This is a genomic window from Rhodococcus zopfii NBRC 100606 = JCM 9919 (assembly GCF_001895025.1).
GTDB lineage: Bacteria > Actinomycetota > Actinomycetes > Mycobacteriales > Mycobacteriaceae > Rhodococcus > Rhodococcus zopfii.
The window spans coordinates 34921-56791 of the sequence record NZ_BCXI01000025.1 but is presented as its reverse complement, the minus strand read 5'-3'; the positions used below and the strand labels follow the sequence as shown (position 1 = coordinate 56791).

The following is a 21871-nucleotide window of genomic DNA, read 5'->3' as shown; positions in this document are numbered from 1 at the left end:
TCCCCCCACGCAATTCGTGCTTGACGACCTTGCCGCTCGCGTTGCGCGGCAACGCCTCCACGATCACCACTTCCTTCGGGTGCTTGTAGCGCGCCAGGTGATCGTCGAGGTAGGGCTGCAGTTCCTCGATCGTGAGATCGTCGGTCCCGGCGGCCAGCGCGAGGACCGCGACCGGAACCTCGCCCCACTTGGCGTCCGGGCGGCCGATGACCGCGGCCTCGAGAACCTTTTCGTGGCCGTACAGGACGTTCTCGACCTCGGCGCAGTAGATGTTCTCGCCGCCGGAGATGATCATGTCCTTCTTGCGGTCGACGACGTAGACGAAGCCTTCGTCGTCGACGCGCACGAGGTCGCCGGAATGGAACCAGCCGCCCGCGAACGCATCCGCGGTCGAGGCCTCGTTGTTCCAGTACTCGCGCATCATGGTCGGTCCGCGGTAGACGATCTCGCCGATCTCGCCGGGCACGACGTCGTTCATCTCGTCGTCGACGACACGAGCCTGGATCGTCGGGATGACCCGGCCGACCGAACCGAGCTTGCGGATCGCGTCCTCGCCGTCGAGAACACACGTGATCGGCGACATCTCGGTCTGCCCGAACACCGCGACATTGAAGGCGTCCGGGAAGGTCTCGGCCATGGCCCGCAGGATCGTGTCCGAGCTCGGTGCCGCGCCCCAGGAAATGTTGCGCAGCGCAAGTTTCCGCGGGTTCGCCTGCTGCGCGGCGCACATCGCCTGCCACTGCACGGGCACGAGGAACAGGCTCGTCACGCGCTCGGCTTCGAGCACGTCGAGCAGGGTGTTCGGGTCGAACGCGCCGACCGGGTAGATGACGGTCGTCTGGCCGAGCATGAGGCTGGGGGCCATCGAGCCGAGTGCGGCGATGTGGAACATCGGCGACGCGCAGAAGCCGATGTTGTCCTCCCCGTACATGTGGAACGCGCGGATGCAGGTGAGGGACTGTGCTTCCATGTTCGAGTGCGTCAGCACCGCCCCCTTGGGCCGGCCCGTCGTTCCCGAGGTGTACATGATCAGGGCGGGCGTGTCGTTCGGGATGCTCAGGGGCGCATGCGCTTCCCCTTCTTCCGCCACGAGGTCCTCGTAGGCCACCGCGTCGCCCTGCGGATCCGCACCCACGGTGACAACCAGGTCCAGGCCCTCGGACTGCGCACGCGCGGCGTCCGCGAGGGGCACGAGCGGACCCTCCACGACGATGGCCTTGGAACCCGAGTCCGCGATGAGGAAGGCGACCTCGGGTGGCGTGAGCCGGAAGTTGACCGGAACGGCGATCGCGCCGAGCGCGTTTGCGGCGAGCACGGTTTCGAGGTATTCGGGGCGGTTGAGCATCAGGACGATGACGCGGTCGCCGAAGCCGACGCCGCGCCGCGACAGCGCGTCGGCAAGCTTGTTCACGCGCTGGTCGAGCTGCGACCAGGTGATCGACTCACCCTGGAACCTCAGCGCGGTGCGCTCCGGAATCATCAGGGCGTGGCGGGCAACCTGGTTGTTCCAGTTGTTGCCGCGGAAGCGCAGAGACTCCGAGAGTGCGGAGGTAGCGGTCATCGACTGTTCCTCTCGAGGGGACGGGGAGCGAACCGGCGGGCTCGGCACCGTTGTGTTGTGACGCACATTACAGATGCCGAGGGGTCAGCGCCAGGCCTCTTGTTAACATGGATTCTCGATATTTCGAATGATCTGACGCACCGCGGTGCGCGACGCTCATGAGCCGGACGATCCGATAGTCCGCTGGTCCAGAGCGGTGTGCAACCCCGGCTCGGGCCGCGGCAGCACACCGCGAACGCGGTGCCAAGTACACCGCAGGTCGTCAGGCGAACCGCGGGGGGCGCTTCTGCAGCATCGCGGTCGCGCCCTCGAAGAAGTCGGCCGACGTCAGCAGCTCGGCCTGGCCGGCCTTCTCACGTTCGAGGGCCTCGTCCAGGGCACCCAGCGTCGACGCGTTCAGTGCCTGCTTGGTCAGGGCGAGGGCGCGGCGCGGGCCCGTCGCGGTCCGTGCCGCGACCGTCCGCACGTGCTCGAGGAGCTGATCGTCGGGCAGCGTCTTCGCCACGAGCCCGAACCGGTCGGCGTCCGCTGCCGACACCCGGTTGCCGAGCAGCGCCATCTCGGCTGCGCGGGCCCGCCCGATCGCCGCCGGGACGAGCAGACTCGAGCCACCGTCCACCATCAGGCCGACGTTCACGAAAGACAGGAAGAAGTAGGCACTTTCGGCTGCGTAGGTGAAGTCCGCGGCGATGGCGATCGACACCCCGAACCCCGCGGCCGGTCCGTTGACCGCCGCGATGACCGGAACCGGCACGGTCGCGATCGAGCGGATCAGCGCGTTCGCGGTGTCCATCGTGACCGCCGGATCGACCGGATTCTCAGCTCCCGCAGCCAGATCCGCACCGGTGCAGAATGCCGCGCCCGCACCCGTGATGACCACGGTGCGGACATCCGGATTCTCGCCCGCTGCATCGACGGCCTCGCGCAGGGCCTTCGTCGTCGCGAGATCGACCGCGTTCATCCGCTTGGGCCGGTCGATCGTCAGCCACAGAACACCGTCGGACAGTTCGGACCGCAGTCCCTGCACCGTCGCCTCCCCTCCGCCGGTCATGCCCTCACCGCCGCGTCGTCGAGGAAGCTCGTGAGACGGCCGGCGATGATCGACTCCGCCTCCGTGACCATCCGCTCGACGAGGTCGGCCACCGTCGGGATGTCGTCGATCAGGCCCTGGCACTGTCCGGCGGTCCAGATGCCGGCGTCGAGGTCGCCGTCCTCGAAGACCTTGCGGCCGCGGGCGCCCGCGACCAGATGCTGAATGTCCTTGAATTCGGCGCCGCGGGACTCGATCTCCACGACCTCGGCGCTGACCGCGTTCGCCGCCACCCGCGCAGTGTTGTGCAGGGTGCGGAAGATCAGCTTCGTGTCGAGTTCGCTGTTCGCCACGATCTGCTCCTTGACCGCGTGCGCGACGGGCGACTCGACGGTGCACATGAACCGGGTGCCCATGTTGACTCCGTCGGCGCCGAGTGCGAGCGCCGCGACAAGGCCGCGCGCGTCCGCGATGCCGCCGGACGCGATGACCGGGATCTGCAGACGACGCGTGGCGGCGGGGATCAGCACCAGGCCCGGCACGTCGTCCTCACCGGGGTGGCCGGCGCACTCGAAGCCGTCGATGCTCACCGCGTCGACGCCGACCCGCTCGGCCTTGACGGCGTGGCGCACGCTCGTGCACTTGTGGATCACCTTGATGCCGGCGTCCTTGAAGAACGGCAGGTGATCCACCGGATTGGAACCGGCGGTCTCGACGATCTTGATGCCGGACTCGATGATCGCCTGCCGGTACTCGGCATAGGGCGGCGGCGTGATCGACGGCAGGATCGTCAGGTTCACGCCGAACGGCTTGTCGGTGAGTTCGCGGGTCCGGGCGATCTCGCGCACCAGATCCTCGGGTGTGGGCTGCGTGAGGGCGGTGATGAAGCCGAGCGCACCCGCGTTCGCGACGGCCGCGACGAGTTCGGCGCGGCCGACCCACATCATGCCGCCCTGAACGATCGGATGCTCGACGCCGAACGCCTCGGTAAATCGGGTTCTCACAGGTCCTCCCGGATCCGCGCAGTGTCGTCGGAAGGGCGGTGACACACAGTCCGCCCGTCACAAAGTCTGAGAATCGGAGTTAACTTTGCGGCCCGCCTCGCGCTTTGTCAATACGTTGTGTACTGCAGTTTTCTCGAGGTTCGGGCGCTTCCCGATGCCGTCGAGCGTGCAGTAGGATTGTTACCTTAGAGACACAGACCCCGAACGCGAGGAGGCCTTGTGGCCGAACAGGCGCAGGTCGAAAGTCGCCCGAGCCGCACCGGCGGAACCGACGATCCGAACCGGCCCGCACCCCGGCGCCGACCGAAGAACCGGAAGGCGCAGATCGCAGCGGTCGCAGCGGAGGCGTTCAGCGAGCGCGGATACCACGGGGTGAGCGTCGACGAGATCGCCGCGGCCGTCGGCATATCCGGCCCCGCGCTCTATCGGCACTTTCCCAACAAGTACGCGTTGTTCCTGCACGCGGTGTACGCGCTGACCGAAGCCCTGCAGGCCGCGGTGGCGGAGCCCGAACCGGACTCCGGCGCCGCCGGCCTCGATCCGCAGGACGAACTCGACCGGAAACTGCTCGCGACGATCCGCACCTCGATCGACAACCGCCGCACCGGCGGTCTGTACCGCTGGGATCGGCGTTACCTCACGAACGAGGACCGCGCCACCATCGGTCACATGATGACGGGCATCAACGTCCGCCTCGGCGAGGCCATTGCGCGGGTCCGGCCCGGCCTCACCAGGTCCGACTACGTCCTGCTCAGCAGCGCGGCGCTCAGCGTCATCGGCTCCATCACCGCGCACCGCGCACCCCTCGCGAGCCGACGGCTCGAGCAGCTGCTGCTCGGCGCCTGCCATGCCGTGATCGGCACCGAACTGGCGCCCGACGAGCCGCCGGCCGACGAGCCCGCGCGGGCCCCCGGACTCGCGGTCGCCAACCGCCGGGAGGTCCTCCTGCGCGAAGCGGTTCTCCTGTTCGACGCGCACGGCTACCACGAGGTGAGCATCGAGGAGATCGGCGCGGCCGCGGGTATCAACGCCTCCGGCGTGTACCGGCACTTCGCCGGCAAGGCGGATCTGCTCGCCGCGGCCTTCCACCGGGCCGCCGACCGGCTCGCCGTCGCGGTCGGTTCGGCGCTCGCGGAGTCCACGACACCGTCCGAAGGGATCGACGCTCTCACCGGGGTGTACGTGCGGCTGGCGTTCGAACGCAGCGAACTGATGTCGGTGTACTTCGCCGAGATCGGGAACCTGCCCGACTCCCATCGGACGGACCTGCGCAACGTGCAGCGACTGCATGTCGACGAGTGGGCACGCCTGGTCGGCGACCTGCGGCCCGAACTGTCGGCGGTCGAATGCCGTTTCCTCGTCCACGCGGCACTGAACCTGGTCCTCGACACCGGGCGGCTCATGCGATTCGATCCGGCACCGTCGAATCTGACGCGCGTCCAGCAGCTGATGCGTGCCGTCCTGCTGGGCCACGACACGCAGCGGGCCGACGCGTGACCCGCACCGCGACCGCGGCGGTGCTGCGCGCCCACGGCACCGCACCGGTCCTCGAGACCGTCACCGTCCCGGAGCTGCGCCCCGACGAAGTGCTCGTGCGCATCGCCGGCGTCGGCGTCTGCCACACCGACCTCACCGCCGCCGCAGGTGGCGTCCCCCTGCCGCTGCCCGCGGTGCTCGGGCACGAAGGCTCCGGCATCGTCGCCGAGATCGGCTCGGGCGTCACCGAACTCGCAGTCGGTGACGCGGTGGTCCTCGGGTTCGACTCGTGCCGCACGTGCCGCAACTGCAGTCGTGGACGGCCCGCCTACTGCACCCGATTCGCACCCTTGAACTACGGCGGCCGCCGCGTCGACGGCAGTACCACGCTGCTCGACGCCGCGGGCGAACCCGTCCACGGCAACTGGTTCGGGCAGTCGTCGTTCTCGTCGCTGGTAGTCGCGACCGCGCGCAACACGGTCCGCCTGCCCGACGGTGTGCCGGTGGCGCTCGCCGGGCCGCTCGGCTGCGGCCTGCAGACCGGCGCCGGCACGGTGCTGCACACGCTGCGACCCGAGCCGGGTTCGTCGATCGCCGTGTTCGGTCTCGGCGCGGTCGGGATGGCCGCGATCACGGCAGCGAAGATCGCCGGGTGCAACACGATCGTCGGGATCGACCCGAATCCGCGGCGCCACGACCTCGCGGGCCGGCTCGGCGCGACCGCCGTCCTGTCCCCCGACGACCGCACCGCCCGACAGATCCGCGACCTGACCGGCGGCGGCGTCGATTTCGCGGTCGAATCGGTCGGGTCGGAGGCGGTGATCCGGCAGGCCCTGTCGTCGCTGGCCAGCCCCGGAACGTGCGCGACGCTGGGCCTGCGCGCCGGACGCAACCCGATCACCGTCGACCAGACGCATCTGCTCAGCGGTCGCACCCTGACCGGGGTCATCGAGGGCGACGCCGATCCACACCGGTTCCTGCCGCAGCTCGCCCGGTGGTGGCGCGAGGGCAGCTTCCCCGTGGACGCGCTCGTACAGACCTTCCCGTTCGAGAAGTTCGGCGATGCGCTCGCCGCGGTCGAGGCAGGCGAGGTCGTCAAAGCGGTACTGACATTCGAACAATGAAGGAGCATGGAATGACGGTGCAGGAGGATGTCGCGGCGCTGCGTGCCCGCACGGATCGCATCGATCCGCGGGAACTCGACGCGCTGTGGGACCGGCTAGAACCGGCCACGATCGACGACCTGATCGGATACCGTTGGCGCGGATTCAGTTTCGACACCGGTCACCACACGCACCACATGCTGGGCGCGGCCCGCTGGTACGGCAAGTCGTTCGCCGCCGCCGAGGACGCCCAGCCGCTGCTGTGCTACGACGAGGACGGGAACCTCTTCTCCGACAAGGCGACCGGCCGCGGTGGTGCGTCGCTGTGGGAGGTGCGGTTCCGCGGTGAGATCACCGCGACCATGGTGTACGACGGGATGCCGATCTTCGACCACTTCAAGAAGGTCGACGCCGACACGCTGATCGGCGTGATGAACGGCAAGGGCAGGTTGGTGTTCGACGGCGGCGAACACTACTGGTTCGGCCTCGAGCGCGACATCGCAATCGAGCCCGGCAACAGCCGCAAATGAGAAAGACAGCCGCGTGCTGCCTGCACCGCGCGGCTGTCCGACTCGTGCGCCTCGAGTCGTCGTCAGATGACGTGCTTGTGAGCGGCGAAGCGGCGGCGCATGTCCCGCAGATAGTAGGTCGCGGACAACTGCCGGACCGGACGCGGGACCTTGACGTAGACGGCCCCGAACGTGGCCATGAGGCGATCGAAGCGACGCTGGTCGCGGGGACTCCACGGAAGCGCGAATTCGTCCCGGATACGTTGCGGCAGGAGGCCGATCGTGAGGAAACGCTGCAGCGGCATGGCGATTCGCACCGGCAGCGGTGAGTCGCCGCCGCTGAGCAGCCCGCGGGTGTATGCCCGGACCTTGTCGTCGACGCGAAGCGTCGCGATCTTTTCGTCCCAGTAGGCGTCGAACTCGGCGCGGGTCGCCGGCCACATGTCGTCCTTGACCTGCAGCGCTGTGCCGTACACGGCGGACTGCCGGTAGATGCGTTCGGCCTCGGCATCGGGCAGTTTCCCGAAGAACCGCTCGTACATGTCGAGACCGTTGCGGTACAGCGTCGCTGCGACCCACAACTGCAGTTCGGGATCGAATGCGTTGTAGGACTCCGCACGCACCGGCACGTGAGCCTTGTTGACCAGCCGCACGATCGCCTTCTTCTCCTCCTCGGTACCGAGGGTGACGGCATAGACGTAGGTCATCGTGGTGCGCAACCGGTCGAGCGGACGCTGCAAGGTGGTGCTGTGGTCGGCGACCCCGTACCCGACCCCGGGCTCCGCGAGTTGCAGCAGCACGGTGGCGCCCGCGCCGAGGAGCAGCATGGACTCGCCGACGAAGTCCTCCAAGTTCACCGAGCCGGGCGGGATCGGCGGAAGCACCGCCGTCTTCGGCGCGGACGTTTCGACACGCTCTTCCGTACGGGTCCCCATCGGTTCGTCCCCTTCGCAGCGAAATTCCGAGTGCAACACGGTCACCCAATAGTGTGCACGGGTGTGTGCAGATTTCACAAGAGGTCGAAGGGCTCTACCCGCCAGACCAGAAACCGGCACGTTCGAGATGGGCGACGAGGCGCTTCGTCGCGTCGTTGAACAAATACTCGGTCTCGCTCCGCACCGCGTCGAGGTCGCGGGCCCGCAACGCGGCGATGAGCCGCCGATGCGATTCGACGGCCCGCTCACCCCAACCGACATCGCCCGCGTAGAGGCGGTACGGGGTGTTTCGGGCAGCACTGCCGAGAAACCAGGCCAGCTTCGGACTGCCCGCAATGCGGTTGAGCTCCCGGTGGAAGGTGAACTCCGCATCCGCGATTCGCTCGATGTCCGGCAACCCGCCCGCGGACGACGAAACCGCAGCGGCCAGCACGTGATTGAGCTCGGTCAGGCGATCCAGATCCGTCTTCTCGGCCAGCTCGGCGGCGCGCAGGGCCAACTCCACCGCGATTCGCCCCTGCAGCCAGAAGACGTCGGCGACATCGCCGGGCCCGAACGGCGCGACGACGTAGCCGCGATTGGGGACCGAGTGCACCATCCCCTCGCCGCGCAGCGTCAGCAGCGCCTCGCGCACCGGGGTGACGCTGACGCCCAGGTCCGCAGCAGTTTCATCGAGCCGGATGTAGTCGCCGGGACGAAGTTCCCCGGACATGATCGCGCCGCGTAGATGCGCGGCGACCTCGTCGGACAGTTGCGGCCGTCGCGCCGACCCCGGGTTGTGGGGTGCGCGCGTGGGTGCAGTCATTGCTTCTCCTAATCCTTCTCTCACGCAACGACCCGATCTCGCGAACAGGCGAATACGGCATGGCCGGTGAGCATTTCGCCCTCTCGCCCGCCCGGATCGGGCGAATACGGGCGCGCGTGCCCAGGAGGGGTTGTCGACGCGGGACGCGCAGCCTAGTGTGAAACCCATTACCAGGAATCGCATCAAATATATGTGATGCGATCGGCCAAGGAAGCGGCTCCGATGACCCAGGAACTCACCCCCACCGAAACGGTAGGCGACACGGCGACGACGTTCGCCAGCCTCGACCCGCGCAACGGCAACGTGCTAGCCGAATATCCGATCGCCACCACCGCCGACGTCGCCGCCGCGGTCGAGCGCGCTCGCACTGCCGCCCGTTGGTGGGATGCTCAGGGCTTCCGCGGACGCCGCGACTGGCTGCTCGAATTCAAGAAGGCGATCGCGGCCGACGCCGACTCGCTCGCCTCCGTCGTCTCCGCCGAGACCGGAAAGCCGCACGGCGACGCCTTCCTCGAAGTCATGCTCGCGATCGAGCACCTCGACTGGGCCGCGAAGAACGCGAAGAAGGTCCTCAAGGCCCGCAAGGTGCCCTCCGGCCTGGCGAGCATGAACCAGTCCGCGACCCTCGAGTACAAAGGGCTCGGCGTCGTCGGCGTCATCGGACCGTGGAACTACCCGGTGTACACGCCGATGGGCTCGATCTCCTACGCCCTCGCCGCCGGCAACGCCATCGTGTTCAAGCCGAGCGAGCTCACGGCGGGCGTCGGCAAGTGGCTCGAGGCCAAGTGGAACTCGATCGCCCCGACCCAGCCCGTCTTCCAGGTCATCACCGGACTCGGCGAAACCGGCGCGGCACTCGCCCGGTCCGGCGTCGACAAGATCGCGTTCACCGGTTCCGGCCCGACCGCCCGCAAGGTCATGGCGGTGTGCGCCGAATCCCTGACCCCGCTCGTCGCCGAATGCGGCGGCAAGGACGCGATGATCGTCGCCGCGGACGCCGACCTGGACAAGGCCGTGCAGTTCGCCGCGTTCGGTGCCTTCGGCAACGCCGGGCAGACCTGCGCCGGTGTCGAGCGCATCTACGTCGTCGAGTCGGTCTACCAGCAGTTCCTGGACAAGCTGGTCGAGACCGTCAAGCGGGCCGTCCCGGGCGGCAGCGACGATTCCACCTACGGTCCCATGACCCTGCCGCGCCAGATCGACGTCGTGCGCAGCCATATCGAGGACGCTCTCGCCAAGGGCGGCACCGCCGTCGTCGGCGGCACCGAGTCGGTGCACGAGCGGATCGTCGATCCGGTGATCCTCACCAACGTGCCGGAGACCTCCAGCGCCGTGTGCGAGGAGACGTTCGGCCCGACCGTTGTCGTCAACAAGGTGCGCGATCTCGACGAGGCCGTCGAGCGCGCCAACGGCACCAGCTACGGGCTCGGCGCGTCGATCTTCACCAAGAGCAAGTCCCGGGGCCGCGCGCTGGCCGAGCGTCTGAACAACGGCATGGTCTCGGTGAATTCGGTGCTCGGTTTCGCGGGCATTCCGTCGCTGCCGTTCGGCGGTCTCGGCGAGTCCGGTTTCGGCCGCATCCACGGCGCCGACGGCCTGCGCGAGTTCAGCCGCCCCAAGGCCGTCACGGTCGAGAAGTTCAAGGCGCCACTGAACCTCATGTCGCTCGAGCGGTCCGAGCGGGACATGAGGATCTCCGCCGCCATGCTCAAGTTCATGCACGGCCGGTGATCGCGTGACCACCACACGTCCGTCCACACGGCGCACCCGCAAACCCGCGGTCGCGGCGGCCCCGGAGGCCCGTATCGAGAAGGCGGGGTCGTTCCCGGGGCCGAACCGCGATCCGCACCCGCAGCGCGGGCGCAACGGATGGCTGAAGGTGATCGAGGGACTCGACCCGGTCACCCACCATCAGGACATCATGCGCATCACCGCGGGCTACGAGTTCCCGTGGGACTACCAGCGGTCGCTCGAGTTCGCACTGTTCCGCACCTACTGTGTGCCGACGATCTCCGAATTGCTGGCCCGCACCGGGGAATTCGAGAAGCGTCCGCAGAAGCGGTACGACGACACGTCGCTGCTGATGGCCGAGCTCATCGAACACGGCTACGACGCCGAGCGGGGCCGCGAGTCGCTGCGCAACATCAACCGGATGCACGGCATGTACACGATCGACAACGACGACATGCTGTATGTCCTGTCGACGTTCATCTACGACCCGCTGGACTGGATCAACCGGTACGGCTGGCGCAGGCTGCATCCGAACGAGCGCCTGGCGTCGTTCCACTTCTATCGCCAGGTCGGTATCCGGATGGGCATCAAGGACATTCCGGAGTCCTTCCAGGAGTTCCATCGCTTCAAGACGGAGTACGAGCGGACGAAGTTCGTCTACAGCGACTTCAACAACAAGATCGGTACGTACACGCTGCGCCTGTTCGAGTCGTGGTACCCGTCCGTGCTCCGGCCGGTCGTGGCCGCGGCGGTGTTCGCACTGATCGACGAGCAGATGGCGACGGCGTTCGGATTCCGGCAGGGGTCGCCGCGGTCGCGGGCGATCGCCGAGTCGGCAGTGCGCGCGCGGTCGGCACTGGTGCGTCTGCTGCCCAAGCGCCGGGCGTCGGTGTCGGCGAAGAACCCGCAGAATCGCACGTATCCGGGCTACCCGGTCGGTTACCGACCGCGCGATCTCGGCGTCGAACACACCTGATCCGCCCGGATCTCGTATCCGCTCGGCCCCACGTCGTCCGCCGGCTCGATCGAGTCGGCGGGTGACCGGGGGTCGAGCGGTTGTTCGTTGCACCCGGAAGTGCGAGCGGTGATCAGGTCAGGCTGCTGCGGCGCCCGCGTGCCGGCAGCGCGAAGGCTGCGGCGAACACGATCACCGCGCACCCGCCGCACACGAGGTAGGCGAGCGTGAACCCGGCTGCCGAAACTCCCCCGGACAGGGTGTACGCGGCCAGGATCGAGGCGACCGCCGCGCTGCACACGGTGCTGCCGACGGTGCGCAGCAGCACGTTCACGCCGTTGGCGGCGGCGTTCTGCGAGGCCGGGACGGCGCCGAGGATGAGCAGCGGCAGCGTGCAGTAGACGAACGTGGTGCCGATCGCGGCGATGAACACCGCGGTGACGACCGTCCAGACCGGCTTGTCCGGCACGGCGTGGACGGCGTAACCCGCGATGAGGAACAGCGCACCGGCGAACATCGCCGCGCGGGCGCCGAACCGGTCCGACACCCGGGCGGCGACGAGCGCGAAGATCATCATCGCGAAACTGGCGGGCAGCTGGCACAACGCGGCCTGCAGGATCGTCAGCCCGTACCCCGCGCCGTTCTCGGGCGAGGCCTGCAGCAACTGGGTGGTGATGAGCGTGTTGCCGTAGAACGCGAAGCCGACGACGAGCGCCACCAGGTGCGGGGCCAGGACCGTGCGCTTCGCGGAGACCCGCAGGTCGACGAGGGGGTTGCCGTTGCGCAACTGCTGCAGGCCCCACAGCAGGAACAGCACGACAGCAGTGGTGAACATCGTCAGGACTGCGGGGCTGGTCCAGCCCCACGTGCCGCCCTGGGTGATCGGCACCAGCAGGCACACGAGGGCGCCGGTGAGGCCGACGGCACCGACCGCGTCGAAGCGGCCGCCGGTGCGGGTCCGGGATTCCCGGATGAAGACCACGGCCGCGGCGAGCACACCGGCGCCGATGGCGGTGGTGACCCAGAACAGCACGTGCCAGTCGGCGAACTCGACGATCGTCGCGGCGAACGGGATGCCCACGGCGGTGCCGATGCCCAGGGTGGCACTGAGTACGGCGACGGCCCGGTCGACGCGTTCTCGGGGTAGTTCGTCGCGCAGGATCGACATGCCGATGGGCAGCACCGCCGCGCCGGCTCCCTGCAGTCCGCGGGCCACGATCAGCAGCCCGATGTTCGAGGTCAGCGCACAGATCAGTGAGCCCAGCGTCATGAGAGCGAACGCGGTGACGAGCATCCGCTTCTTGCCGATCATGTCGGCGAGACGCCCGAAGATGGGAGTCATGATGGCGCCGACCAGCAGCGTGGTGGTCAGCAACCAGGACACGGCGGTCACACTGGCACCGGTCAGCGCCGGCATGCTCGGCAACAGCGGAACCATGACCGTCTGCATGATGGCCTGGAACACGGCGCCGACGGCGAGGATCGGGAAGACGAATCGGGACGAGCCGCCGTGGCGGGCGAGCCTCTCGGAACGCGTAACCGCTGGTGACGACAACCGGTTCGTGCGCGGGAAGCGGATGCGCAAGGGGAGAACCGATGCGTGCGCCATCAGCAAACTCCTTGCCTGTAGTAAATAATTGTTCACCACTGTAGGTGAACGACCATTTACCTCACAAGGTGTGAGAGCCGGGTCACTCAGCCGTCGAGGAGCTTCTGCACCAGCGGCGCATACAACGGCAACACGTCCTCGACCGTGCCGGTTGCGAGCTCACGCATCATCCGGCGCCGCATGATCGCCAGCCCCATCACCATCGACAGCGCCAGTTCTGCCCGCAGCCTCGCGTCGGGGCCGGGCAGCCGCGCGGCAAGCGCGTCGATCATCTGCGTCGAGTAGTTCTCCCGCAGTGTGCGGTTGCTTTCCTCACTGGTGCCGCTCATGAACAGAATGTTCATCGACAGGGGCCGGTACGGCTCACTCGGTCGCGCGAGCAGCGACACCATGTGTTCGCCGAGCTGTTCGACGGGCCCGTCGAGCAGCGTTTCGGCGCCGGCGTGGAAGTCGATCAGCTCCTCGAACAACTGCTCCTTCGACCCGAAGTACTTGATGATCAGCGAGGCGCTGACCCCGGCCTCCTCGGCGATGTCCTTGAGCGTGATCTCGCGATACGGCCGGGTCGCGAACGCGACACCGGCCGCGTCGACGATCAGCTTCCGGGTCTCCTCGGCGGTCCGGCGACGCCGCTCCGGCGCCCCCGTTTCCGCATGCGCCGGCTCCCTGTGCACCGGCACCGCTACAGCGTCCGGCGGCCGGACAGTGCCCGGCCCAATGTCAGTTCGTCGGCGAACTCGAGGTCGCCGCCCATCGGCAGACCCGACGCGAGCCGGGTGACGGTCAGCCCGGGGAAATCGCGCAGCATCCGCACCAGGTACGTCGCGGTCGCCTCCCCCTCGGTGTTCGGGTCCGTCGCGATGATGACCTCGGTGACGTCGACGCCGTCCTCCTGGTTGCCGATGCGGGTCAGCAATTCCCGGATCCGCAGCTGATCCGGACCGATTCCGTTCAGCGGATCGAGCGCGCCGCCCAGCACGTGGTAGCGGCCCCGGAACTCCCGGGTGCGCTCGATGGCCTGCACGTCCTTGGGTTCCTCGACCACACAGATCTGGGTGCGGTCGCGTCGCGGATCCGCGCAGATCCGGCACCGCTCGTGATCCGACACCGTTCCGCACACCTCACAGAAACGGACGCCGTCGCGCACCTTCTGCAACGCCGCCTGCAACCGATCGATCTCCGGGGGCTCCACCGACAACAGGTGGAACGCGATGCGCTGGGCGCTCTTCGGTCCGACACCCGGTAGTTTCCCGAGCTCGTCGATCAGATCCTGGACCGGTCCCTCGTACACGCCGGGCCTCTAGAACCCGGGCAGGCCCGGGATACCGCCCCCGAGACCACCCGCCAGCGGGCCCAGCTTCTCCGCGGCGATCTCCTGCGCCTTCGCGGACGCGTCGGCGATCGCACCCACCACGAGATCCTGCAGCGTCTCCACGTCTTCCGGGTCGACGACCTTCGGATCGATGTGCACCGCGACGACCTCACCGGTGCCCTTGACGGTCGCGGTCACCAGTCCGCCACCGGCCTGACCGGTGACCTCCGCCTCGGCCATCTCGGCCTGCGCGGACATCAACTGCTGCTGCATCTGCTGGGCCTGGGCGAGGAGTTGTTGCATATCGGGCATTCCACCGGGCTGCACGGGCACGTCCTTTCTGCAAGTTTTCCACCGCCAGCGTAGTCGCTCGCCGGTACCGTAACGGAATGCGTATGCGCCGGTCGTCCGGATGGATTGTCCCCGTTGCGGTTGCGGCGGCGCTGGTCGCCGGGACCGGCTCGGCACCGGCGCAGCCGGGCACAGGCCCGCTCACCGGCCGCACCGTCTACCTCGACCCCGGCCACAACGGCGCGAACGACGGCAGCCTCACCACACAGGTCCCCACCGGCCGCGGCGGCACCAAGAACTGCCAGACCACCGGGACCTCGACGGACGGCGGCTACGCCGAACACACCTTCAACTGGCAGCTCGCGGAAGTGGTTCGCGACGAACTCGTCGCTCTCGGAGCCCACGTGCTGCTCAGCCGGCCCGACGACAGCTCGGTCGGCAGCTGCGTCGACCGGCGTGCGATCGAAGCGAACGAGTCCGCCGCCGACGCCGTGGTCAGCCTGCACGCCGACGGCGCCGCCGCCGACGCCCACGGCTTCCACGTGAACTACTCGGCGCCACCGCTCAACGAAGTGCAGGCCGGACCGTCCGTCGCCCTGGCAACCTCGATCCGCGACGCACTGCTCGCCGCCGGGATCACCCCGTCGACCTATCTGGGCGCGAACGGGCTCCTCGGCCGCGACGACCTCACCGGACTCAACCTGTCGCAGCGCCCGTCCGTACTCGTCGAGACCGGGAACATGCGCAACGCCGGCGACGCCGCGCGCATGACGGACCCCGGCGGCCGCGCACAGCTCGCCGGCGCGGTCGTCGCAGGGATCACGGCGTTCCTCGGGTGACGACGGATGCCGTCAGTCGACTTCGCGGCGCAGGTTCTCGAGGACCTGCTGCTGGATCTTGCGCAGCCCGATCGGCGCGAAGGTGCGCTCGAAGAAGCCGCCGACGCCGCCTGCACCGTTCCACCGGGTCAGCGTCACGACCGTGGACCCGGAGCCGTTCGGCACCACGCTCCACGTGGTGACCAGCGTCGAATTCGCGTCCTGCTCGGTGATGGTGCTGCCCGACACCGACACCCTCGCCTCGATGTCGCGGACCCGATTCTCGGTGGCGTGCAGCTTCCACTGCGCGATCGTGCCCTCGCCGTGGCCGCCCGAGACGACGCGGTAGTCGGTGTAGTGATCGGACAGAATGCGCGGGCGGACCGTCTCGTAGTCCGCGAGGGCCGCGAGCACCCGCTCGGGAGCCGCCGCGAGCTGAATCGAACTGCTTGCGCTGACCTGCGCCATAGGTCCTCCTGGTGTCGTTTTTCGGGCCGATTCCGGTCGTGTCGACCGGTAACCCGTCGAGTCTGCCCGGTAACCGGACGGACACGACTCTCCGGTCTATTGTGGATTGCGCCCGCAGTCGCCCAGCCGCAGGGGGAGCCGAATGCCGAGTACGCCACGTCAGATCGTTCCGACCGGGGTGTCGGCACACCGTGAAGGCGTGGACCGCCTGCTTCGCTCCTACCACAGCATCCCGGTGGACGCACCGGTGCGGCTGGCCAAGAAGACCTCCAATCTGTTTCGGGCCCGGGCCGCGATTTCCGCGCCCGGACTGGACGTCTCCGGTCTCGGCGGGGTGATCTCCGTGGATCCGAAGGCCCGCACCGCCGATGTGGCCGGAATGTGCACCTACGAGGATCTCGTCGACGCCACACTCCCCTACGGCCTGGCCCCGTTCGTGGTGCCGCAACTCAAGACGATCACGCTCGGCGGTGCCGTGACCGGACTCGGGATCGAATCCACGTCGTTCCGCAACGGTCTGCCGCACGAGTCGGTGCTGGAGATGGACATCCTCACCGGCGCCGGCGAGATCGTCACCGCCACCCCGGACGGCGAACATGCCGACCTGTTCCGGGGTTTTCCGAACTCCTACGGCTCGCTCGGCTACGCGACGCGTCTGCGTATCGAGCTCGAGCCGGTGAAACCCTATGTGGCGCTGCGGCATCTGCGGTTCGATTCGCTCGGCGCGCTGCAGGCCGCCCTGGACCGTATCGCCACCGACCGGAACCATGCGGGTGTGCCCGTCGACTATCTCGACGGCACGGTCTTCTCGGCGACGGAGAGCTACCTGACCCTCGGCACGCAGACCGACGAGCCCGGCCCGGTCAGCGACTACACCGGCGAGCACATCTACTACCGCTCGATCCAGCACACCTCGGTCAACCACCCCAAGACCGATCGCCTCACGATCCGCGACTACCTGTGGCGGTGGGACACCGACTGGTTCTGGTGCTCACGCGCGTTCGGCGCCCAGAATCCCCGGATCCGGCGGCTGTGGCCGAAGAAGCTGCTGCGCAGCAGCTTCTATTGGAAACTCATCGCGATGGACCACAAGCACAACATCGCCGACCGGATCGAGGCCCGCAAGGGGAACCCGCCGCGCGAACGCGTCGTGCAGGACATCGAGGTGCCCATCGAACGCACCGCGGAATTCATGCGGTGGTTCCTCGCCGAGATCCCGATCGAACCGGTGTGGCTGTGCCCGCTGCGGCTGCGTGATCGCAGTGCGCCCTCCGACGTGCTGTCGTTCGACGCCCAGCGGCCGTGGCCGCTGTACCCGCTCGAGCCCAAACGCACCTACGTCAATATCGGGTTCTGGTCGTCGGTTCCGACCGTGCCGGGTGACATCGAGGGAGCCGCGAACCGGACCATCGAGAGCAAGGTCGCCGAGCTCGACGGCCACAAGTCGTTGTACTCGGATTCCTACTATTCGCGGGACGATTTCGAACAGCTCTACTACGGCGGGGGCGAGTACCCGGCGCTGAAACAGAAGTACGATCCCAGGTCCCGTCTGCTGGACCTCTTCGCGAAGGCGGTGCATCGAAAGTGACCACATTCAAATCGGCGCCAGCATCCCGCGGTATCGGCGGGCTCGAGGACAAGCTGAATCTGGCCGAGATCGTCGAGATCGTGACCGGCGGCGAGATGCCGTTGCGGTTCACCGCGTACGACGGTTCCGCCGCCGGGCCGGAGGATTCCCCGTTCGGCCTGAATCTGACCACCCCCCGCGGTGCCACCTACATCGCGACCGCCCCCGGAGACCTCGGGATGGCCCGCGCCTACGTCGCCGGCGACCTCGAACCCAAAGGTGTGCATCCCGGAAACCCATACGGCCTGCTGAAGTCGCTGGGTGACCTGCACTTCGAACGTCCTCCGGCGCTGGTTCTCGCGCAGATCGCGCGGTCGCTCGGTCGCGATCTGCTGCGGCCGATCGCCCCGCCGCCGCAGGAACATCTGCCGCGCTGGCGCCGGATCGCGGAGGGACTTAGGCATTCCCGCGCCCGCGACGCCGAGGTCATCCACCACCACTACGACGTGTCGAACGAGTTCTACGAGATGGTGCTCGGCCCGTCGATGACGTATACGTGCGCGCTGTTCGAGTCCGAGGACCAGTCGCTCGAGGACGCGCAGGAGAACAAGTACCGGCTCGTGTTCGAGAAGCTGAACCTGAAGCCCGGCGACCGCCTGCTCGACATCGGTTGCGGCTGGGGCGGAATGGTGCGGTATGCGGCCCGGCGCGGCGTCAAGGCGATCGGTGTGACGTTGTCGCGCGAACAGGCCGAGTGGGCGCAGAGGGCGATCGTCGCGGAAGGGCTGGGCGATTCGGCGGAGGTACGGTTCTCCGACTACCGGGATGTCCCCGAGACCGGTTTCGACGCGATCTCCTCGATCGGGCTGACCGAGCACATCGGCGTCGGCAACTACCCGGCCTACTTCGGGTTGCTGCACAACAAGCTCCGCGAGGGCGGGCTGCTGCTCAACCACTGCATCACCCGTCCCCGCAACAACGGGAAGGCGAAGGCGGGCGGGTTCATCGACCGCTATGTCTTCCCCGACGGGGAGCTGACCGGTTCCGGCCGGATCATCACCGAGGTGCAGGACGTCGGCTTCGAGGTGCTCCACGAGGAGAACCTCCGTCAGCACTACGCCCTGACCCTCAAGGGCTGGTGCGAGTACCTCGAGGCCAATTGGGATGCGTGCGTCGCCGAGGTCGGCGAGGGCACGGCCCGCGTGTGGGGCCTGTACATGGCTGGGTCCCGGCTCGGATTCGAGCGCAACATCGTTCAGCTGCATCATGTTCTGGCGGTCAAACTCGGCGCCGACCAGCGTCCCCTGACCCCGCTGCGCCCCTGGTGGAAAGCCTAGGCGGCTTCGCCGCCCGTGCGCGGTTTCGGTAGCCTCCGCTACCGAAACCGCGCACGACACTCGCAGGGATTGGGGGCGTCGCGCACCCACCCCAGCCGGGTCAGCACCGTCTCGACTTCCCGCGCAACCTGGCACGGCGAGGACGCGACCTCCTGATAGCCGAACACGAGCCGCGCCCGTCCGGCGAGTTCGGCGGCGTTGTCGCGACGCCGGTCCCGGAACACGACCTCGGCCATCGAATGCGCCCACCGGCCGTCCAGCCGAACCGTGAGCGGGCACCCGGCGCCGTCGTAGGTGCAGTCCTCGTACAACGTCCGGCCGTCGACGACCGTCGGAGCCTGCCGGGTCGCGACGGGCAGAGCGTGCGCACACTCGACGTCGATCGCGTAGTGGTATTCGAGGACGGACTGCACACCGTCCGCGAGCAGCATCACCGCCTCGGCGAGCGGGCCGCGGTAGCGGAACGGGGGACGTTCCTCGAGCCGACGGCGCACGTCGTGCAGCCGGAGCCCGGCGTTCGTCACCGTGGAGATCAGCGACAGGTAGGCCTCCCGCGGCGACGGCTGCGCGGTCGCCAGATCCAGTGCCGTATCCACCTTCGTCGTGCGCGGCAGCCGCGCGTCGACGCCGATGTGCGCATGGGCTCGGGACCGGTGTACCGCGACGCCCGGATGCAGCGAGGCGGACGGTTTCGACACCGGGAGTTTCGCCTTCGGCCCGGCGACCCGGACGGTCGCGCGCTGCGGCAGTGCGGATTTGCCGACCGGGACGGTGATGTGGACGGGTGCGGTGTCGTCCACGGGCAGCATGCCCCAGATCTCGGCGGCTGTGCGGTGACTGAGCATCGCCGCGCCCCCTCCGTACAGCAGTGCCGCTTCGAGCACCATCGTCCGGGTGAGCGGTCCGCTGCTGACCGCGTAGACGCCCTGCAACACCCGTTGCCATCGTCCGGTGTCGAGCAGGTGCCGGACCGCTCCCCTGCCGATGCCCGCATCGGTCAGCTCGGCCTGCGTGACCAGACCGGTCCGGTCGTCGAACAGCTTCTGGATATCGCTTTTCCCGAAATCGTCCCCCATGCGCTCGATGATGACCGGTGCGCAGACGGGAAAGGGCTCCCGACCGGGGTCGGGAGCCCTCACCTGTGGATAACTCGTGCGTGGTTTTGGTAGCTGCTGCTACCAAAACCACGCACGGGCGCGTTAGCGCAGGCTTGCCGGCGGCGTGAAGCGCTCGCCGTACTTGGCGGCGAGTTCCTCGGCGCGGGCAACGAAGCCTTCCTTGCCACCCGGGTAGCCGACGATGTACTGCGCGACACCACCGGTCCAGGCCGGGAAGCCGATCCCGAGGATCGAGCCGATGTTGGCGTCGGCGGTGGTCTCGAGAACACCCTCGTCGAAGCACTTCTGGGTCTCGATGGCCTCGGCGAACAGCATGCGGTCGATCAGGTCCTGCAGCGGAACATCCAGCGTCGCAACGGTCTTGAAGTGATCCCGCACGCCCTGCCAGATGCCGAGACGCTTGCCGTTCTCGTCGTACTCGTAGAAGCCGGCCTTCTCCAAACGACCCGGACGACCCTGCTCGACCATCCAGTCGATGACGTCGAGCGCGGGGTGGCGGGCGGCACCCATCTTGGTGTCGCCCTGCGCCGCGGCCTCCGCGGTCTCCTTCGCGATCTTCTGCATGAGCTTCATGTTCAGCTCGTCGGTCAGCTGCAGCGGCGCCGCCGGGTAACCGGCCTGCGACCCGGCCTGCTCGATCGTCGCGGGCTCGATGCCCTCGCCGAGCATCGCGATGGCCTCGTTCACGAACGTGCCGATCACGCGCGAGGTGAAGAAGCCACGGCTGTCGTTGACAACGATCGGGGTCTTGCGGATCGCGAGCGTGTAGTCGAACACACGGGCCAGCGCCTCGTCGGAGGTCTTCTCGCCCTTGATGATCTCGACCAGCGGCATCTTGTCGACCGGCGAGAAGAAGTGGATACCGATGAAGTCCTCGGGGCGCTTGACGCCGGTCGCGAGACCGGTGATCGGCAGCGTCGAGGTGTTCGATCCGAGCAGCGCGTCCGGCTCGACGATGTCCTCGATCTCCTGGAACACCTTGTGCTTGAGCTCGGTGCTCTCGAAGACGGCCTCGATGACGAAGTCGACGCCCTCGAAGTCCGCGGCGTCGGCCGTCGGGTGGATGCGATCGAGGAGCGCCTTCGACTTGTCCTCGGTGGTCTTGCCACGCGAAAGAGCCTTCTCCTCGATCTTCACCGAGTAGCCCTTGCCGCGCTCGGCGGCCTCGAGGGAGATGTCCTTGAGGACGACCTCGAACCCGGCCTTGGCCGAGACGTACGCGATGCCGGCACCCATCATGCCCGCGCCGAGCACGCCGACCTTCTTGATCTCACGCTTCGGCACGTCCTTCGGACGCGACGCACCCGAGTTGATGGCCTGCATGTCGAAGAAGAACGCCTGGATCATGTTCTTCGCGACCTGACCGGTGGCCAGCTCGGTGAAGTAGCGGGATTCGATGGTCGACGCGTTGTCGAAGTCGACCTGCGAGCCCTCGACCGCGGCGGCCATGATCGCGCGCGGAGCCGGCATCGGAACACCCTTGAGCTGCTTGCGCAGGTTCGCGGGGAACGCGGGCAGGTTCGCGGCGAACGCCGGCGACGACGGGGTGCCACCGGGGATCTTGTAGCCCTTGACATCCCACGGCTGCACGCCGCCCTCGGGGTTGGCCTTGATCCACGCCTTCGCGGCCGGGACGAGTTCCTCGACGCTGCCGACGACCTCGTGGACGAGGCCGACTTCCTTCGCCTTGACGGCGTTGTACTTGTTGCCCTGCAGCAGAACCTGCAGCAGCGCGGTCTGCAGACCGAGCAGGCGCACCGTGCGGGTGATACCACCGCCGCCGGGCAGCAGGCCCAGGCTCGCCTCGGGCAGGCCGATCTGCACGCCCTTGACGTCGGCGGCGATGCGGTGGTGAGTCGCGAGGGCGATCTCGAGGCCGCCACCGAGCGCGGCGCCGTTGATGGCCGCGACCACGGGCTTGCCGAGGGTCTCCAGGCGACGCAGGTCCGCCTTGATCGACTCGACCTCGTCGAACGCGGCCTGCGCGTCGTCCGGTCCGATCTCGATGATGTTGCGCAGGTCGCCGCCGGCGAAGAAGGTCTTCTTCGCGGAGGTGACGACGACACCTGTGATGTCGTCCTTCTCCGCGACGAGGCGGTCGACGGTGGCATTCATGGACGCCTTGTACAGCGCGTTCATGGTGTTGGCGCCCTGGTTCGGGTCGTCGAGGGTCAGCACGACGATGCCGTCGGCGTCCTTCTCCCAGGAAATCATGTTGTCGCTCACGGTTTTTCGAATTCCT

20 protein-coding genes are annotated in these 21871 nt (G+C 68.0%); 8 read left to right on the top strand and 12 right to left on the bottom strand.

What is annotated here, in order from left to right:
• The 3 genes from fadD5 to RZ1_RS16450 all read right to left on the bottom strand — a co-directional run.
• The coding region (gene fadD5, locus RZ1_RS16460) for a fatty-acid--CoA ligase FadD5 (RefSeq protein ID WP_072813534.1) at nt 1–1561 on the bottom strand (1561 nt) is incomplete at its 3' end.
• A gap of 262 nt (nt 1562–1823) precedes the next feature.
• Complete coding sequence (locus RZ1_RS16455; RefSeq protein ID WP_072813532.1) at nt 1824–2612, bottom strand: enoyl-CoA hydratase; 789 nt, start codon at nt 2610–2612, stop codon at nt 1824–1826.
• Nucleotides 2609–3595 carry an NAD(P)H-dependent flavin oxidoreductase gene (locus RZ1_RS16450; protein WP_072813530.1) on the bottom strand — a complete coding sequence of 329 codons (987 nt, stop codon included), beginning with the start codon at nt 3593–3595 and terminating at the stop codon, nt 2609–2611. The genes RZ1_RS16455 and RZ1_RS16450 overlap by 4 nt, the downstream gene beginning before the upstream one ends.
• 219 nt (nt 3596–3814) lie before the next feature.
• Between RZ1_RS16450 and RZ1_RS16445 the strand changes: the two genes are divergently transcribed.
• Genes RZ1_RS16445 through RZ1_RS16435 form a run of 3 tightly spaced genes read left to right on the top strand, consistent with a single transcriptional unit; the run spans nt 3815 to nt 6704 of the window.
• Nucleotides 3815–5092 (top strand): TetR/AcrR family transcriptional regulator, encoded by a 1278-nt coding sequence (locus RZ1_RS16445; RefSeq protein ID WP_072813528.1) that lies wholly within the window; start codon nt 3815–3817, stop codon nt 5090–5092.
• On the top strand, nt 5089–6195 hold the full coding sequence (locus RZ1_RS16440) for an NAD(P)-dependent alcohol dehydrogenase (RefSeq protein WP_072813527.1): 1107 nt from the start codon (nt 5089–5091) through the stop codon (nt 6193–6195). The genes RZ1_RS16445 and RZ1_RS16440 overlap by 4 nt, the downstream gene beginning before the upstream one ends.
• A gap of 11 nt (nt 6196–6206) precedes the next feature.
• Nucleotides 6207–6704: a DUF4334 domain-containing protein gene (locus RZ1_RS16435; RefSeq protein WP_072813525.1), complete on the top strand. Its 498-nt coding sequence runs from the start codon at nt 6207–6209 to the stop codon at nt 6702–6704.
• Nucleotides 6705–6766: 62 nt separating this feature from the next.
• Here RZ1_RS16435 and RZ1_RS16430 read toward each other — a convergent pair whose 3' ends face one another.
• Together RZ1_RS16430 and RZ1_RS16425 are read right to left on the bottom strand one after the other, a co-directional pair.
• Nucleotides 6767–7618, bottom strand: coding sequence for an oxygenase MpaB family protein (locus RZ1_RS16430; RefSeq protein ID WP_072813524.1), 852 nt, complete (start codon nt 7616–7618; stop codon nt 6767–6769).
• Between the two features lie 94 nt (nt 7619–7712).
• The gene (locus RZ1_RS16425) at nt 7713–8423 is read right to left on the bottom strand and encodes a GntR family transcriptional regulator (protein WP_072813522.1); all 711 of its coding nucleotides are present in this window, start codon (nt 8421–8423) and stop codon (nt 7713–7715) included.
• Between the two features lie 222 nt (nt 8424–8645).
• On the opposite strand from RZ1_RS16425, the gene RZ1_RS16420 reads away from it, so the two are divergent.
• Entirely contained in the window at nt 8646–10154 is a 1509-nt protein-coding gene (locus RZ1_RS16420; protein WP_072813544.1) for an aldehyde dehydrogenase family protein, read from the top strand.
• Between the two features lie 73 nt (nt 10155–10227).
• Nucleotides 10228–11130, top strand: a complete 903-nt coding sequence (locus RZ1_RS16415; protein WP_372481611.1) for an oxygenase MpaB family protein — start codon at nt 10228–10230, stop codon at nt 11128–11130.
• Nucleotides 11131–11242: 112 nt separating this feature from the next.
• Here RZ1_RS16415 and RZ1_RS16410 read toward each other — a convergent pair whose 3' ends face one another.
• The 4 genes from RZ1_RS16410 to RZ1_RS16395 all read right to left on the bottom strand — a co-directional run bounded on the left by RZ1_RS16410 (nt 11243) and on the right by RZ1_RS16395 (nt 14342).
• The gene (locus RZ1_RS16410; RefSeq protein WP_072813518.1) at nt 11243–12718 is read right to left on the bottom strand and encodes an MFS transporter; all 1476 of its coding nucleotides are present in this window, start codon (nt 12716–12718) and stop codon (nt 11243–11245) included.
• Nucleotides 12719–12804: 86 nt separating this feature from the next.
• On the bottom strand, nt 12805–13392 hold the full coding sequence (locus RZ1_RS16405) for a TetR/AcrR family transcriptional regulator (protein WP_072813543.1): 588 nt from the start codon (nt 13390–13392) through the stop codon (nt 12805–12807).
• A gap of 8 nt (nt 13393–13400) precedes the next feature.
• Complete coding sequence (gene recR / locus RZ1_RS16400) at nt 13401–14009, bottom strand: recombination mediator RecR (RefSeq protein ID WP_072813516.1); 609 nt, start codon at nt 14007–14009, stop codon at nt 13401–13403.
• 9 nt (nt 14010–14018) lie between these two features.
• Nucleotides 14019–14342: a YbaB/EbfC family nucleoid-associated protein gene (locus tag RZ1_RS16395; RefSeq protein WP_072813514.1), complete on the bottom strand. Its 324-nt coding sequence runs from the start codon at nt 14340–14342 to the stop codon at nt 14019–14021.
• A 77-nt stretch (nt 14343–14419) separates the two neighbouring features.
• On the opposite strand from RZ1_RS16395, the gene RZ1_RS16390 reads away from it, so the two are divergent.
• Nucleotides 14420–15160, top strand: a complete 741-nt coding sequence (locus RZ1_RS16390; RefSeq protein ID WP_072813512.1) for an Rv3717 family N-acetylmuramoyl-L-alanine amidase — start codon at nt 14420–14422, stop codon at nt 15158–15160.
• Between the two features lie 12 nt (nt 15161–15172).
• On the opposite strand, the gene RZ1_RS16385 is transcribed toward RZ1_RS16390, so the two are convergent.
• Nucleotides 15173–15607, bottom strand: a complete 435-nt coding sequence (locus tag RZ1_RS16385; RefSeq protein ID WP_072813510.1) for an SRPBCC family protein — start codon at nt 15605–15607, stop codon at nt 15173–15175.
• 142 nt (nt 15608–15749) lie between these two features.
• On the opposite strand from RZ1_RS16385, the gene RZ1_RS16380 reads away from it, so the two are divergent.
• On the top strand, nt 15750–17195 hold the full coding sequence (locus tag RZ1_RS16380) for an FAD-binding oxidoreductase (protein WP_072813508.1): 1446 nt from the start codon (nt 15750–15752) through the stop codon (nt 17193–17195).
• Nucleotides 17192–18511, top strand: a complete 1320-nt coding sequence (locus RZ1_RS16375; protein ID WP_072813506.1) for a class I SAM-dependent methyltransferase — start codon at nt 17192–17194, stop codon at nt 18509–18511. The genes RZ1_RS16380 and RZ1_RS16375 overlap by 4 nt, the downstream gene beginning before the upstream one ends.
• Nucleotides 18512–18549: 38 nt before the next feature.
• Here the strand turns inward: RZ1_RS16375 and RZ1_RS16370 are convergent, their stop codons facing one another.
• Nucleotides 18550–19587 carry a type IV toxin-antitoxin system AbiEi family antitoxin domain-containing protein gene (locus tag RZ1_RS16370; RefSeq protein WP_072813503.1) on the bottom strand — a complete coding sequence of 346 codons (1038 nt, stop codon included), beginning with the start codon at nt 19585–19587 and terminating at the stop codon, nt 18550–18552.
• Between the two features lie 123 nt (nt 19588–19710).
• The gene (locus RZ1_RS16365) at nt 19711–21855 is read right to left on the bottom strand and encodes a 3-hydroxyacyl-CoA dehydrogenase NAD-binding domain-containing protein (protein ID WP_083583734.1); all 2145 of its coding nucleotides are present in this window, start codon (nt 21853–21855) and stop codon (nt 19711–19713) included.
• Between the last annotated feature and the right edge of the window lie 16 nt (nt 21856–21871).